We start from the raw sequence: 15,729 nt of genomic DNA, 5'->3' as shown, positions 1-15,729 counted from the left end.
TTCACTTCTCGTTCTCCTCGATGATGAGATTTGCGTAGCCGTCTGTCCGGGCTGTTTGGCCGGGAAGGACCACGGTGGTGGTGTCCATTTGTTCGATCACGGCCGGTCCGGCGACGGTGTTTCCGGTGCGGAGCTTTTCACGGGCGTAGATCGGCGTCGGTGTGAAGCCGTTTTCTGCCCCGAAGTAGACATCGCGCTCACCGATGAGGGCGCGCCACGGGTCGTCGCCGTCGTCGTCGTGCAGCGGTGTGGCCGCCTTGACGACCTTTCCGCTCGCTTCTGCGCGGAAGGTCACAGCCTGGATGCGTTCACCGGGGACGGTGAAGCCGTAGAGGGCGTGGTGTTCGGATTCGAAGCTGGCAATTGCGGCGTTGATGCCTGCCGGGTCCAGCTTGTGGTCCTCCAGGCTAATGCCCAGTTCGTAGTTCTGTCCGGCATAGCGCATGTCGAGGGTGATCCGCAGAGTGCGCTGACCGTCCGGGATTTTTTCGGCGGTAAACCACCGCGTTGCTTCCGAGCTCAGGTGTTCGACGGCGTCGTTTAGCTCTGTTTGGTTCGTGGCGTCGAAATTCACGATCTTCGTGAAGGACAGGTCGGTGCGAAGGGCGGTGACCATGAGCCCGTAGGCGCACATGACGCCGGGGGAGGGCGGGATGATGATCCGCCGGATGTCCAGTTCACGGGCGAGCCGTCCGGCGTGGAGCGGCCCGGCTCCGCCGAAGGCGGCAAGCGTGTAGTCGCGGGGGTCGTGGCCGCGCTGGACCGAGATGACGCGGATGGCCTTGGCCATGTTCGCTGTCACGACCCGGAGCATGCCGTCCGCGACGTATTCGGCAGATAGGCCCAGCTTGCCGGCCAACGCCTCCACGGCGCGACGGGAGGCCTGGGCGTCGATCTTGAGCCGGCCTCCGAGCAAGTACTCGGGGTTCTGGGTCTGGAGGACCACGTTGGCGTCGGTGACGGTAGCGAATTCGTTCTGCTTTCCGTAGCAGGCGGGTCCGGGCACGGCACCGGCGCTCTGGGGGCCAACCTTAAGCGCGCCGCCGGAGTCCACCCAGGCGATAGATCCGCCGCCGGCACCGACCGTGTTGATGTCGAGCATCGGCGTCCGGATGGGGTAGCCGTCGATTTCGCTTTCCTGGGCGAGGTCGACCCGTCCGGCGTGGATCAGGGAGACGTCTGTTGAGGTGCCTCCCATGTCGAAGGTGATGATGTTGGGCTCGTTGATCAGGGCGCCGATGTGGGTTGACGCGACCAGGCCTGTGCTGGGCCCGGAGAGCATCATCCGGGCGGGTTGCTGGCAGGCGGTATCAAGGGAGATTATTCCGCCGTTACTTTGCGTGATGTGCACCTCGGTGTCGACGCCGAGTTCCCGGATGTCACGTTTCAGGTTTTTCAGGTATTTTCCGACGACGGGCCCGACATAGCTGTTCAGGACGGTGGTGGACATGCGTTCGTATTCACGGAACTCGGGTACGACTTCGTGTGACGTGCTGACGTAGAGGTGCGGGGCGAGTTCTGCGAGGAGCTTGGCCACCATTTTTTCATTGGCTGGGTTGACGTAGCTGTAGAGGAAACAGATCGCGACAGCCTCCAGGTCGAGTCGGGCGAGTTCGCTGACGACGGCCCGCACTTCTGCCTCGTCCAGTTCCCGGAGGGTTCTTCCTTCGTAGTTCAGTCTTTCCGAGATCTCCTTGCGGTGCCGGCGTTTGACGAGCGGTTCGGGCTTGGCCACCGTGAGGTCATAAAGGCTGGGGCGCCGCTGCCGGGCGATTTCCAGCAGGTCGCCGAAGCCCGCTGTCGTTATCAGGCCGGTACGCGCTCCCTTCTTTTCCAGAAGAGCGTTGGTTGCTACCGTGCTGCCGTGGGCGAGGAAGCCGATCCGGGATGCCCATTCTTCGCCTGCGATCCTAGTCAGCAGTTCCCGTACGCCCGTGACGACCGCCTGGGAGGGGTCCGCGGTGGTGCTTGGCACTTTGTGTGTGTGGAGTTTTCCCGTTGCGACCTCAATGGCGCAAATGTCGGTGAAGGTGCCGCCGGCATCCACACCGACCCGGAATTCTTCGGCGGAATGGACTACTGCTGTTGTCGAACTCAATTGCTGCTCCTGGTGTGTGTTGGCTGGTCAGGCTTACGTGGCCTGCAGGTCCTGTCGTGCGGTTTCCTTCGTGAAGACCCAGGTCATGAAGGAGAGGGCGGCTACGAGCGCCATATAGATAACGGCGGCCAAAGGCGTGTGGAACTGGACGGTGAGCCACAGTGCGAGGTAGCTGGCGGTGCCGCCAAAGAGTGCCGCGGTCAGTCCCTGTCCGATGGAGACTCCGCTGACCCGCACGCGGGTGGGGAAGAGTTCCTGATAGGTGGCTGTCTGCGCACCCAGGACGAGGGCGAGGATCGTGCCCAGTGCCATCTGTGCGAGGAGGACGGCGGCGAATCCTCCTTGCATCATGAGAAGGAAGAGCGGCACGCCCGCCACGATAAACAGTCCCTGTGCAGCCATCATGATCCGCCGGCGTCCAACGATGTCAGAAAGGGCGCCTGCCGGTATCTGTATGGCGATCATCCAGGCCAGGGTCAATGTGGTGCACAGCGAGGCTTCCGGACCTTGAACGAGTTTCTGGCTCGCTACATAGGCCGGATAGAAAGTGAGAATTGTGTAGTACGAAACGAAGCCGCTGGCTCCAATTCCCATGATCCGCGCCATCTGGCCGAGGTACCTGCGGTTAGTGAACAACTCGGCTGCCGGGATCTTGGCAACCTTATCGTCGGACTTCAGCGCCCGGAAGGCCGGGCTGTCGTCAAGCTTGAGCCGGATGTACAGTCCGATCAGGCCCAGGGGCAGTGCGGCGAGGAACGGGATCCTCCATAAGCCTTCCTGCATAGCCTCGGCCCCGAGGGTGAACTGCATGACGGTTGCGGTGAGCGAGCCGACAAGGAACCCGACCAGGGTCGCCAGTTCGATCGTGGCCCCCAGTGCGCCGCGCCATTTTGGGGAAGCGTACTCAATGACGAGTGCACCGGCGCCGGCATATTCGCCGCTGGCGGCCAGGCCCTGCAGGAGCCGTGCGGCAACCAGCAGGACAGCCGCTCCGGCGCCGATCTGGTCATACGTCGGCAACAGCCCGATGGCTGCAGTAGCCACGGAGGTCGTCACAACGAGGATCATGAGTGTGTGCTTGCGACCGACCCGGTCTCCGAAGTGTCCGGCGATGGCTCCGCCGATCGGGCGTGCAGCGAAAGCGATTCCGAAAACGGCAAAAGCTTCAAGCAGCGCCGTATCGGCATTCGCCTTCGTAAAAAAGGTCCCCGCGATGTAGGTTGCGAAGTAGCCATAGACGGCGTAGTCGTACCACTCGACGAAGGTGCCCGCCATAGATGCGGCAATAACGCGCCGGCGGCTGGTCCCCGTGAGCGACATTGTCTCGACGGTAGGTGAATCACTTGCTCGGGTGGTTGTCATGGCAACCTCTCTATATATTGCCTGAACGGCGCGATAGGAACACCTGAACGGTGTCGAAGCAAAATGAGCTGTGAGCTGGGTTCCTCCCCCAAGAGCAACTGCAATAAATATTGCAGTAGTACTCAGATTTTTGCAAGACTTCCTGCAAAAATAGTTGGATATTCGCAGTGTTGGAGGGGTTGCTGCGCGGCCTGGACTCCGTGCACATCGATGGTGGCCGCAACGGCGCCGGCGGGCCCGCCGTGCCATATGACGGGCAGCCAGCTCCAATGAAATGTGCGTTGCATGCAACTATCAGCCTGCTTACTTTACGTAACGTCCGTTATCGGCGTTAAACCCACGGGAGTAGAAGTAGGTCCGAGAACTCCCGTGCATCAACGAATCCGGTGTTTCCGCAGGCCCCGCAAATGACCGACTAACCCAAGAACCCCCGCAGCCTCTTCGGAGACTGCGGGGGTTCTGTGTTTTGGCGCGCTGCTTACTTCACCTCGAACGGGTCGATGTCTCGCCACCTGTAGCCGAGCCCGGCCTCACGAGAAGCCGCCTTGACGATCTCGCTCGGAGCGTAGTAGCGGCCGCGCTTGTCGCCGTGGGCGATGAGCAGCCCCTCCTTGCCAAGAGCGCCGAGGTCACGCGAGGCAGTCTGTTCCGAGACCGGTTCACCGGCCTCGTCGAGAGCATCCATGTAGCGGGCCCGCGTCACCGTGTTGCCGAACATAGCACTGTACAGAGCCTGCACCACTCGTTCAGGAAGGCCCGTGTGCTCGACTAGCGTCTCCATCGCCTGGGCGGCTTTCCCTGCCGACATGATGCGCTGCTCGATCTCGAGCGCCTGGTTCAGGTGCGCGGTGAGCATGAACCGGACCCACGGTCTTGCAAGCTCAGGGTCGTAGTCGGCTTTGCTGTAGTCACCCTGGCCCACCTTCGCGAGCACATCGTAGTACGCCTGTGTCCGGCGACCGAGGTACTCCTCGATCCCCATGAACACAGGAGCCACTTCGCTTTCGCGCGCCAGAGCTAGACTCTGGATGATGCGCGCCATCCGGCCGTTACCGTCCTTGAACGGGTGGATGAGCACGAAGTTCAGGTGTGCCATCGCGGCCGCGAACAACGGATCGTCACCGCCGAGAGCTGCGGCCGCGAACGACTTCATCAGCTCTGTGAGCCCTTCGCCGGGCGCACCCTCGTGGGCAATGTCTCCGGTCGCTTCCTGGATCACGTATACGGGACCAACTCTGTACCGGCCCGGCCACTTCGTCATGTCGTACGACGTCGTCATGAAGTGAAGACTCCGGATCAGAGACGAGTCCAGCTCAAACTCGCCCTTCGCAAGCTGCAGCACGTATGTCATCGCGAGCTGGTATCCAGCGAGAGCCTTCTCAGTCTCCTGGTCTACAGTCGCTGGAATCTCCCCCGCGGCGATCGCGCCGACTTCATCGACGCTGGCAAGGATTCCCTCGATGCTGTTCGAGCCCTGAACGTTGCGCGCCAAGGTAGACCTGCGCAGCGCACCCGTCCAACGGTTGCCGCTGCGAACGTGCATACGGAGCTGCAGAGCGAGATCTTCGATCTCGGCTCGAACAGCAAGCTCTTTCTCGTCGAGCGCTGGTGCTACGAACATGATGCTTCCTCTACTGATGATGCTAAGTAAACATCAATCTACGGCAATCGCAACACTAAGTAAACATCAGCGCTACGCCCTGGCCGGCTCCAACGAGTCTGAACGGTGCTGCTTCGACGACTCTGACAAATCTGCGCGGGCTAGAACCTCAGCGCCCGGCACCCGAAAAGCCGTGGCCGCGAAATGGTCAGAATGTGGACACTCAGTAGCAACACCGAGTACAGATCGTCGAACTGCCGGCTATCGCCCTTTCCTCACCGGGTCCGTCGTTGCGCCATATCCGGACGTCGCTGTAGCTTGACGGAATCTTCATTATCGGCTCTTAAACCACGGGAGTAGATGTAGCTGCGAGACCCCCGTTCCTTGACGAAATCGGGCGTTTCCTCAGGTGAGGCAGCTGTTGCGGCGATGACGACGGAACCATCCGGCGTGCGTGCAGACGCAGGTCGGTCACTCGTACTCTTCGACCATCGGCCTCCACGCATCGGTATCGTCGGACTTCAAGCAGAAACAGTGCGGCAGATGATCACATGCCGCGTCGCCACCCTAGAAGACCCAGATGCCTGAACACCGCCGGATCGGCTACCGCTGGAACCTGCGTGCCCTCATGGCAACACTCCCTAGGGCCTGTTTTCCATGATGACACTTTTGTTCTCAACGCGCATTAGTATTCCTGATACGCATATCTCTCTCCACTGATGCCTGACATACGCTTGTGCTGCCTACGCGCACCTCCCCCAAAAGACTTCCAAGAGCAGAGGATCCATGCAGAACCCTTTGAGTCAGGACACGGCCGTACTGTGGCCTGCCGATCCGGACGTTTCCCACAGTGCCATGCTGCTGGACCTGATCCGGCGCGGTGCGTCCAAAACGCGTCCGCAGCTGGTGGCAGACAGCGGACTGGGCCGGAAGGCCGTTACGCAGCGCGTGGCGCAACTGCTGGAGGTTGGCCTTCTTGAAGAAACGGGACTGGCTCCGTCGGGTGGGGGCCGACAGCCCCAAACGCTTTCGGTAAACCCGAGGGCTGGTACCGTACTGGCCGCATTAATCGGTTCGACCGAACTGACCGTGGCCTCCGTTGATGCGGCAGGGGCGATAACGGGTACCGAGCAGGAGGCGTGGCGACTCGAAAAAGGACCTGAGCAAACCATGCAGCGCCTCGCGTCCCTGATGCGCCGTCGAATTCGCTCTTCTTCACATCGGCCATGGGCGGTGGCCATTGGAGTGCCCGGACCGGTGGAATTCAGCACCGGGCGGATCATAGCTCCGTCAGTAATGCCGGGGTGGGACGGGTTCAATCCCCGAATGTGGCTGCGAAGCATTATCGACGCACCCGTGTGGGTCGATAACCACGTGCACCTCATGGCATTGGCCGAGTGGAACGCAGGCGGTGGTTCCCGGCGGGACATGCTCTTCGTGGAGGTTGGAGTGGATGTAGGAGCGGGTGTCATTTCAGGCGGGCGCGTGCTCCGCGGTGACCGTGGAGGGGCGGGCGCAATCGGGCACATCCGAGTAACGGAGGACCCCGGCGCGCAGTGCCGGTGCGGCCTTACCGGATGCCTGGAAGCCGTTGCCGGAGGATGGGCCGTCCTAGCACGCGTCGCCGCGGCAGATTCGGTGGCGCCGCCGGGCTCATCTAAAAACCCGATAACTCCAACGCTGGAGGAACTTGGCCTGCGGGCGCGCGCCGGTGACGAAACAGTCCTGAAGGTCCTTCGCGATGCCTCCAACTCGCTGGGAGGCGTCATCGCCGACCTGGTCAACTTCGTGAACCCCGGCGAAGTCGTCCTCGGAGGGGGCATTCTTCGCACAGGAGGGCAGATTCTTGAGGAGTTCACCGCCATGATCAAACGGCGCGGGACTCCGCTGTCCACCGAACAGCTCACGGTGCGTGCCTCTGCCCTGCCATACGACTACGGGCTCTCAGGTGCAGGCAGGCTTGCCCTCGATGGCGTGCTGCAACCCGAAGCCTTGGCGCGGTGGCTTCCGGCTGGAAGCCCGGGGGCCCGTGCCGCCGAGTTGCAAGCTCTTCTAGCTTAGGCATTTGTGCTTCGCGCACATAAGTCCTGCTAAGCTGATGTGGAGATCGCAGATAGGCGATTCATGATCTGACAGGACTTCCTATGCGCACCCCCAACCTCCTTTCCCCCGACGGAACGCCGTACCGCGACCTGAACGGCAACGGGGTAATGGATCCCTATGAGGATCCGCGGCTTCCGGTTGAAAAGCGCGTCTCTGACCTGCTGGGGCGATTGAGCCTTGACGAGAAGATTGGGCTGCTGTTCCACACGGTGATTCATGTCGGGGAGCCAGGGGATCACGACGACCCAGGGCATGTGGGAACAGGCTCTGCCCGTGATTTGGTCCACGGCAAGTTCATGAATCACTTCAATGTGACCCACCTGAGGTCGGCACGCGACACTGCGCGCTGGCACAACGCGCTGCAGGAACTGGCCGAGCAAACCCCGCACGGAATCCCGGTGACCATTTCCAGTGATCCGCGCCACGGGTTCTCCCAAACGGAGGGAATGGCACAAGCGGCCGGAGACCTGTCACAATGGCCCGAAACCCTCGGCCTTGCCGCCATCGGCGACCCGGGCCTGTTCGAACACCTTGGAGAAATCGTCCGGCGCGAGTACCGCGCAATCGGTATATCCACCGCAATCCATCCCCAGATCGATCTGGCAACCGACCCCCGGTGGTCACGTCAGCTGCAGACGTTCGGGCAGGACCCGCAACAGGTCAGCGCATTCGTTCAAGCCTTCCTGCGCGGATTGCAGGGAGAGAAACTGGGCCCGCACAGCGTTGCCGCCATCGCCAAACATTTCCCCGGCGGAGGTCCCCAAAAAGACGGCGAGGACCCGCACTTCCCCTACGGCCGCGAGCAGGTCTACCCGGGCGGCAGATTCGACGACCACCTCCAACCCTTTGTCGCAGCAATTGAGTCAGGCGTATGCTCCATCATGCCCTACTACGGGATGCCCATAGCCCTTACATGGGAGGGCATCCCGGTCGAAGAAGTGGCCTTCGGCTTCAATCGCACCATGATCACCACACTCCTACGCGAACGACTGAAATTCGACGGAGTCGTGGTCACAGACTGGGCGATCCTCACCGATATCGAAGTCGGCGGACTGCCCTGGCCAGCAAAGGCGTGGGGCGTCGAACACCTCGACCGCGCAGAGCGCGCCGAGCTCGCCCTCCATGCCGGAGTCGACCAGTTCGGCGGGGAAACTGCCGTGGAGGTGCTCCAGTCACTCGTTAAAGCGGGACGACTGACCGAAGCGCGCATCGACGAATCGGCCCGTCGCATCCTGGACGTCAAATTCCAGCTAGGGCTCTTTGATGACCCCTATGTCGACGAAGAGAACGTGGCGCTGGCCGTCGGCGCTGCAGATGCCATCGCCGCCGGGCATCAAGCGCAGGCCCGATCGGTCACGGTACTTGCCAATGACGCTTCCCTGCCCCTGCTCCCAGGCACGAGAACGTTCCTTGACGGTGTCGGCGTGACCGCCGCAGCTGACGCCGGACTTGTCGCGGTAAGCGCACCGGAAGAAGCCGACGTTGCCCTCGTAAGGGTCAACACGCCATACGAGCCACGTTCAACTTACTTCCTCGAAGCCGGCGCCCATCAAGGCAGCCTCGACTTCCCGGCCGAAACGGTCACCCGCATCGCAGAACTGGCCGCAAAAGTACCCGTCATCCTCATCGTTCATTTGGAACGTGCCGCGATTCTTACACCGCTCGTAGACCACTGCGCAGCGATCGTCGGTGAATACGGTGCCTCCGATAAAGCAGTTCTGGATGCTCTGACCGGCCGCATCGAACCGGTGGGACGACTTCCGTTCGAGCTGCCCAGCTCAATGGAAGAAGTAAGAGCGAGCCATCCCGACGTAGGATCCGACACTGCAAACCCCCTGTTTCCCGTCGGCGCCGGGCTTTCGCTGAAACCTCAACCGACCACCGTTCAATCCAGTGAGTCCATGGCTTAGAACTTCCGGAGCACGCCCGGCTGGTGGATCACACCCCAGATTGACGCCCCTCGGCCGGCCGTGGAACTCCTTGCAGGACCAGCGCTAGCAATCAACGCTATGTGCGGTCGGGTGGAAGCTTCCGCTGTACCAGACGAGAACTGTAAGCAGGCCGTGGGATCTGGCAGAAACCACGTAAACGGCAATTCCGTGCGTACTCGCCGGTCAACCTATTGAAGGAGGACTTGTGTCCTGCAATTTGTATGAAGCGGAAGCCAGCGCTTCCTTCCCGCTAACGGGCGGCGGCCTGTTCCCACGCGCGGAGCTTCCTCTTTCCCTTGAAGTCATCGCTTTGGAGGAGCCCCAGAGCGGAGACGAGTGCCTAACCGTGCCATCAGCAGACTCATACCCCCTAAGTCGGGACGAGTAGGTACCCGATGCCCCGCCCGAGCGCGACACCCGCCAGTAGTGACCCGTGAGGGTAAGAACCTGCGCGGACGGTTTCTGGAAGTCGTTCTCGGAACCATCGGCAAGAGCGTCCTCGTGAAGGCGTTCCACCACACCGTGAAGGAGATCGAGGCCCGCGCTAAGTCCCACAAGGAGGCCGCGTAAGCGGCGGCCCGAACCATCCGCTTCGACATGGATGAAACGCCGACACAACCAGACAGAGCACCCCCTTTACACCTGCCTGATACCGCTGCCACCCTCATCACTCTCCGGCCCGAAGCCTGGCGCCTACCCGGGCTTCAGCGGGAAAACGAGAGGCCTGAACTCCTTCTCGATGGGCGCCTCATCCCGTCTTATGACCTCAGTATTCAATTCCTAAGAGTCACCTACGAACCCGGGACCGAGTCCTGCCCAACCAACATGACGCATAACGCCCGAATGCTTGCGCGGACAGCGCATAGGACTCGAAGGGGTACCGTCAGCGGCACACTTCGGCTGTCGCAGCTGGACATCAGGACAGAGATGGAACAGGCCGGGCGCGACATCGCAGAAGGGAACACGGTCAGCGGCGATGACCTGCGCCGTGAGTTTGGACTGCCGCCGAGGTGACCGAGGAATCATCCAACGACCAAGAGCCATGGAAAGTCGACGTCACCACCCCTGCAGTACCTCCGCCAGGTCACACAGGCCTGAACCTCTCCCCCGCCAGGCAGGCCGCTCACGCTGCAGCTGAAACCCGCCAGCTTTACGAAATCGCTGCGATAGCAGCGATTATGACAAGCGGAGGATCCTATTGCAGAATCTGCAGATTAGATCCGTTGATACGCATCCCCCGGTTTCGGCTGCCTGGACGCTGAAGTCCGCGCCGTTACGGGGATCCGGGCCTGTTCGGCGCCGCGCCGGGCAACAGCACGGCCCGTGGAATGGTCGACGGGTCTGAGGTACCCCCTAGGCGGATAATTCCGCGGATTTCCGGGCCCGCTGACTTGCCCGCCAGCGTTCTCTTCGCATAGTATTCCTGACATTCGTCTTGGCCGACCCTCTGTCGGCGCGGTTGTGCCGCCTCCCGTGGTTCGGTGGCACGATCCGGGCTGGAAACCCAAGGACCTTTCTGAACTCTCGAAAGGACCCGTCATGTCCGCTTCCACTCCATCACCTGGCCGTTCGCTCGCGCTGGGCCCCGGCACACCGCCCCTCTCTTCCACCCGCCTACGGCTGCTGATCGCGGCGCTGCTAGCTGTATCATTCCTCGGTGCACTCGACCACACCATCGTTTCGACATCGCTTGCTACTGTCGCCGGTGAACTAGGAGCCCTTGAGCGAATGAGCTGGGTCGTCGTGGGCTACACGCTCGCCAGCACGGTGCTTGTGCCCATCCTCGGCGGGCTGGGTGACCGAACCGGACCGCGACGAGTGTTCCTCATTGCCCTTGCCGCCTTTGTCGTATCTTCATTTGCGTGCGGCCTCGCACACGACATGATGCAACTCGTAAGTGCGCGAGTCCTCCAAGGGATGAGCGCTGCTGGCCTGCAACTCATGTCTCAAACGATTGTTGCGGAAGTCACGACCGCACGACAACGCCCGCGATATCTTTCTCTCATTGGCTCCGCGTTCCCCGTCGCAATCCTCATCGGGCCGCTTCTGGGGGGCCTGATCACGGACCACTGGGGCTGGCAGTGGGTGTTCTGGATTAACGTCCCCGCGGGGCTCGCCGCACTCCTCCTGGCAGTGATCGCCGTCCCCCACATTCAACCGGTCGGGGGGCGGCCATTCGATCTGATCGGCGCTCTACTGCTCACGGTCGTCCTAGTGTCGGTCGTTGTCGCCGTAGCATGGTTCAGCACAGCAGAGCTATCAGCTTGGATCGCCATCGGAGTGGGCGCCGTTGCGCTGGGCGGGCTCGTCGTCGTAGAGCGTGGCCAGGGAACGCCCATCATCCCTGTGCACATGTTTCACGATCGCACCTTCGCTGCAGGGGTAGGCCTGTCGGCGGTCATGGGGGCGGGCCTCATCTCCGCCACAGCCTACCTACCCACCTATTTTCAAATGGCGTACGGCGTAAGCGCGACGCTCTCAGGTCTGGTACCCATCGCCACCGTTTTTGGAATGCTGGTGAGTAACCTCCTGACAGGGTGGATCGTGTCCCGGACAGGTCGGTACCGCGCCTTTCCCATCGTTGGCACAGCCATGGGAGCGCTGGGACTTGGGACAATGTCCGTTCTCCCGGAGGGCGCACCGCTGTGGTTGCCAGCGGCAATCATGGCTTTTGTTGGACTTGGCACCGGGGCATTCATGAGCTTGGCGGTCGCAATTGTGCAAAGCGCTGCGCCTCGCAGTGAACTCGGTGCTTCGACCGCAATCGCGGGCCTTAGCGGCCAGATCGGCTCGACCATCGGGTCAGCCGTCGTCGGCGGCGTCGTCGGATTTGGCGTCGCGGCGCTCCTTCCAGACGGACTTGACGCCCGTACCCTTACACCAGCATCAGTTCACGCTGCCGATTTTGCCGTGCAGTCCGCGATCGCGACCATATATCACAACGTTTTCTCGCCGGTCTTCCTCGCGTTGGCGGGAGTTTATGTCCTAGGGTTGGTTGCAGCGTTGATGCTGCCCAATGGAAGCCTTTCCGACGAACCTGTGGCCACTGGCATCGAACCTGCCGATGTGGCAATGCAAGCAAAGGTCTGAAATGCCTGGCGGATTGCCCGTGTTTTCGCACGGCGTTCCTTCGGTGGACGCTATTGATGATTCTCATGCCACCACCTAATTTGCGCACGGCTGCAACCTTTCGGTCTAATCTGCTAACTACGCAGCCAGCGCTTCACTGCGCTAAAGCCGTAAAATTCTCGCCCTCAGAGTTGATACGGCGCATGCCAGGAAAGTCTGCTGCACAGCCCGTGATTGAAGACAAGAGATGCGCTGATCGATGCAGGACTAAGCTGTGGCTTTTACTCCTTCTGGGGACGGCCGGCCGTGGGCGAACCAGCGTGGGAAGGTTACGTCGAAGAGTTGCTCGCGGGCCAGTTCGACTCCGCCCCGTAAAGGTTCTCGTTCGTCATTGGCGGACTGGAGGACGATGAGGTCGCGCGTGGCCAGCGGAAGAGATAGTTCGTAGATTCTCTGCCGGACTTCAGAAAGGAAGACTTCCCCAGCAGAGGCCATCACGCCGCCTATGACGATGACTCCGGGGTTGAACATATTCACCAGGGTCGATATGGCTTCTCCTGCCACCTGTGCCGATTTCCGGATGAGGGCGATTGCCAGCGGGTCCCCTTCTGCCGCGGCCAAGGTAATGTCCTCAGGTATCAAGGGCGCTTTTCCGGCCCTGCTGGCCAGTGGGCCTTGTGCTCCATGCCCGATCGCCGACTCTGCGTCGCGCACCAACGCCCATCCGCCGGCAACCGCTTCCAGGCAGCCGATCTTCCCGCAGCGGCATTGGGCATCAGAGCCTGCGACTCTGACATGCCCGATGTCGCCGGCAGCACCGTTTGCCCCGCGATGCATTCGTCCCTCGGACAACAGTCCGGCGCCCATACCCAACCCGATTTTGCAGTAGATCAAGTCCGTAGGCACCTCCCGGCGGCGGGCGCCTTCACCCAGCGCCAGGAGATTCACGTCATTGTCCACCCAAACGGGTGCATCGTATCGCTCCTCGAAGGGTGTGCGGACGTCGAAATCGTTCCATCCTGGCATGATGGCCGGTGCCACAGGCCGTCCGGTGGAGAAGTCCACGGGTCCGGGAAGCCCCACCACAACGCTCCACACGGGTTGTTTGTTCCCCTTCTCCAGCAGGTCGTCCACCATCGACATCACGATGTCAATGGTTTCCCCTGGCCCACGGGAAATGTCCCAGTTACGGTGCATGTGCTCCAGGATGTCGCCGTCCAGCCCGGCAATGCCCACCCTGACGTGCAGGGCTCCCAGAGCACAAACGACAATAAGTCCCTGTTCAGCGCGAAATCGGAGCTTCCGAGGTTGGCGGCCACCGGAAGAGGCTCCGAATTCACCGTCGGCCAAGAGGCCCATCTTGATTGCCTGATCCACACGCTGGGAAACCACGCCGCGGCCAAGGCCAGTCACTTTGCCGATTTCCGGACGGGTGGTCGCCTCACCAGTGCGGACCATGTTGACGATCCGCAGCAGGCTCGTCACTTCATCCGTTTGGGCTCCGAAGCGGAGCGTGGACTCTGTCGTCATGCTTGAACACTCTTCCACAGCAGCGAGGACCAAGTAGGGGAACCTGTGATGTCGGGACCCACCCCATTCATGAATGGTCGAAAAAATAATGCCATAGTGAACAAATGCCTTCCGCCGGATTTGCAAACACAAAAAATGGATCAAAGCAGTGAGTGAGGCGAGCAAGGAGATCTTCGGGTGGGACTAGGAAAAGCCCCAAAAGCTTCCGTGGGTGCCGAAGCAATCACGGCGTGTTGCCGTGCAGAGATCCCTACCCGCTGCCGAGGAAGCCTAAAAGGGAACGATGGATAGGCTCTACGACGTAGCTACCGGCGCCGGGCGACACCGCGTTTGGATTGGAGCGCAATATCGTTGCTACGGACGTGCGCCGCACTTATTGTCCTGACCGCCGCCTGGTTCGGTCGACCGGCCAGCGCTACTCGCCCTAATATAGCTCAGCCTAAAAGGCACGGTAGGTGAAGTTCCTGAACCTCACCGCTCCCGCGCCGGTTGCGAACAGCGCTGGGCGCAGGCTGAGGAGCTCGTCGGCGGTGTTGGTGTTGTAGCCGGCAACGTTGAAACGCAGCCCATGTCTGGTCCACTCGGTCCCGTCGGTGCTGTAGTACTGGGTGACGATGTGATTGTCGTTGACTATGCGCAGGTGCACCGTTTGAGAAGCCGGCGCTGGTTCCCGCCAGTACGGGATAGCCCTTCCGGCCCGGAAGCTGGTCATGTGGGTACCGTCGTGGCCCATTCCGCAGAAGAGGCGGTCGCTGTAGTACAGCAACAGCCCGCCTTGGGCGCCGTCCCGAAGTTCCATCTCCACGCTGATCTCGTAGCTCCGGTCGCCCACGATGCAGGTCAGCGGTGAGCTGTCCGATGGGCTCGCTCCCCGCGCTTGCAGAACCAGCCCCTCATCAAAGGACACACGGAGATACTCGTCCTTGGCCGGGGCGTGGAACGACCACTGGACACCAAAACGCTCTGTGGAAAAATCGTCGGACAACGGCGAGCCGTGGGTCCGATCGGTTGCCAGGGCTGCGGGGGGGAGGGGCGCGGGCAGAGCGGTCGAGAGGTCTCCTCCGGCTGCTCGGGGCCACCCGTCGTCCTCCCACTCAATGGGTTCCAGCAGCGTCTGCCGGCCCAGCGTCGCAAACCCGTTTTCGTAGCCATGATAGATGCTCCACCATTGACCGTTCGGACCCTCGAACAAGGTGGCATGGCCCTTGCTCCACCATGGCTCATCCGCGTCCCAGGTCCTGATGATGGGGTTGCGGGGGCAATCCTCCCACGGCCCGTTCACGGAGCGGGAGCGGGCGACTGTGACCATGTGCCCGGTGGGTGGACCCGAGGTGCCGCCCACCGCCGTCGTAAGGTAGAACCATTCCCCACGACGGGTCAACTTGGGCCCTTCCAGCGCGTAGGCCTCCGTGACCCACTCGTCGGGGTAGCGCCAGCCGTCGTAGACGTGCTCCACCGGTCCGTTTGTGGCTAGTCCGTCGGCAGTGAGCCGTACGCGGCTGACGCCGCTGAGGAACAGGTAGCGGTTGCCGTCCTCTCCGATAACGTGCCCCGGATCGATATGCCCTTCGATGCCCAAGCTGACGGGCTCGCTCCATGGTCCTGCCATGTTCTCGGCATGGATTACGTAGATCAGCACAGGGGCAGTGGGATCCGGCGATACGGCGGTGGGAATGATCGGTATGTAGATGAAGAACCTGTCACCGACCTTGCACATGTCAACCGCGAAGACGTTGCCAATCGGCGTAGGCAGGGCCGACCCAAGGGGTTGCCAGTTCAGCAGGTCCCGCGAGTGCCAGATGATGAGCCCTGGGGTGGATTCGAAGGATGAGAAGGTCACATAGTAGTCATCCCCATCGCGCAGGATTGCGGGGTCCGGGTGGTCTCCCGCGAAGACCGGATTGAGGTAGGTTCCGTCTCCGAGGTCCGCGCGGCGCTGACCTTCCAGTCCCCCTGCGCGTGCTGCCAAGACCTTCCCTCCTGGCATGTGGGCGGTTGGGTTTTCCATAGAATAATCCCTTCGTTGTTGCCGGACT

The 15,729-nt window shown here is 61.6% G+C and carries 9 protein-coding genes; 4 read left to right on the top strand and 5 right to left on the bottom strand.

Annotation, left to right across the window (positions count from 1 at the left end; translation table 11 throughout):
• Position 1: 1 nt before the first annotated feature.
• The 3 genes from AC1DN2_RS15415 to AC1DN2_RS15405 form a co-directional block, all read right to left on the bottom strand.
• Positions 2–2,098: a hydantoinase/oxoprolinase family protein gene (locus AC1DN2_RS15415; RefSeq protein WP_476850998.1), complete on the bottom strand. Its 2,097-nt coding sequence runs from the start codon at positions 2,096–2,098 to the stop codon at positions 2–4.
• A 33-nt stretch (positions 2,099–2,131) separates the two neighbouring features.
• Entirely contained in the window at positions 2,132–3,460 is a 1,329-nt protein-coding gene (locus tag AC1DN2_RS15410; protein WP_476850997.1) for an MFS transporter, read from the bottom strand.
• Between the two features lie 478 nt (positions 3,461–3,938).
• Positions 3,939–5,081: a Fic family protein gene (locus AC1DN2_RS15405; protein ID WP_476850996.1), complete on the bottom strand. Its 1,143-nt coding sequence runs from the start codon at positions 5,079–5,081 to the stop codon at positions 3,939–3,941.
• A gap of 834 nt (positions 5,082–5,915) precedes the next feature.
• Between AC1DN2_RS15405 and AC1DN2_RS15400 the strand changes: the two genes are divergently transcribed.
• The 4 genes from AC1DN2_RS15400 (at position 5,916) to AC1DN2_RS15385 (ending at position 12,184) form a co-directional block, all read left to right on the top strand.
• Positions 5,916–7,121 (top strand): ROK family protein, encoded by a 1,206-nt coding sequence (locus AC1DN2_RS15400; RefSeq protein ID WP_476850995.1) that lies wholly within the window; start codon positions 5,916–5,918, stop codon positions 7,119–7,121.
• Positions 7,122–7,204: 83 nt separating this feature from the next.
• A complete protein-coding gene (locus tag AC1DN2_RS15395) occupies positions 7,205–9,073 on the top strand; it encodes a glycoside hydrolase family 3 protein (protein ID WP_476850994.1) in 1,869 nt (622 codons plus the stop codon).
• Positions 9,074–9,520: 447 nt separating this feature from the next.
• A complete protein-coding gene (locus AC1DN2_RS15390; RefSeq protein WP_476850993.1) occupies positions 9,521–9,664 on the top strand; it encodes a hypothetical protein in 144 nt (47 codons plus the stop codon).
• A gap of 969 nt (positions 9,665–10,633) precedes the next feature.
• A complete protein-coding gene (locus AC1DN2_RS15385; RefSeq protein WP_476850992.1) occupies positions 10,634–12,184 on the top strand; it encodes an MFS transporter in 1,551 nt (516 codons plus the stop codon).
• Between the two features lie 246 nt (positions 12,185–12,430).
• Here AC1DN2_RS15385 and AC1DN2_RS15380 read toward each other — a convergent pair whose 3' ends face one another.
• Together AC1DN2_RS15380 and AC1DN2_RS15375 are read right to left on the bottom strand one after the other, a co-directional pair.
• On the bottom strand, positions 12,431–13,693 hold the full coding sequence (locus AC1DN2_RS15380; RefSeq protein ID WP_476850991.1) for an ROK family protein: 1,263 nt from the start codon (positions 13,691–13,693) through the stop codon (positions 12,431–12,433).
• A 439-nt stretch (positions 13,694–14,132) separates the two neighbouring features.
• On the bottom strand, positions 14,133–15,662 hold the full coding sequence (locus AC1DN2_RS15375; protein WP_476850990.1) for a family 43 glycosylhydrolase: 1,530 nt from the start codon (positions 15,660–15,662) through the stop codon (positions 14,133–14,135).
• Between the last annotated feature and the right edge of the window lie 67 nt (positions 15,663–15,729).

Source organism: Arthrobacter sp. 01L42 (assembly GCF_056400005.1).
Note: the sequence above shows the minus strand (reverse complement) of the source record. Positions and strands in the feature narration are given on the sequence as shown.

Excerpts from the sequence above, each read along its gene's own strand:
- AC1DN2_RS15380 (WP_476850991.1), bottom strand. The coding sequence starts at position 13,693 with ATGACGACAGAGTCCACGCTCCGCTTCGGAGCCCAAACGGATGAAGTG.
- AC1DN2_RS15400 (WP_476850995.1), top strand. The coding sequence starts at position 5,916 with ATGCTGCTGGACCTGATCCGGCGCGGTGCGTCCAAAACGCGTCCGCAG.
- AC1DN2_RS15395 (WP_476850994.1), top strand. The coding sequence starts at position 7,205 with ATGCGCACCCCCAACCTCCTTTCCCCCGACGGAACGCCGTACCGCGAC.
- AC1DN2_RS15385 (WP_476850992.1), top strand. The coding sequence starts at position 10,634 with ATGTCCGCTTCCACTCCATCACCTGGCCGTTCGCTCGCGCTGGGCCCC.
- AC1DN2_RS15405 (WP_476850996.1), bottom strand. The coding sequence starts at position 5,081 with ATGTTCGTAGCACCAGCGCTCGACGAGAAAGAGCTTGCTGTTCGAGCC.
- AC1DN2_RS15410 (WP_476850997.1), bottom strand. The coding sequence starts at position 3,460 with ATGACAACCACCCGAGCAAGTGATTCACCTACCGTCGAGACAATGTCG.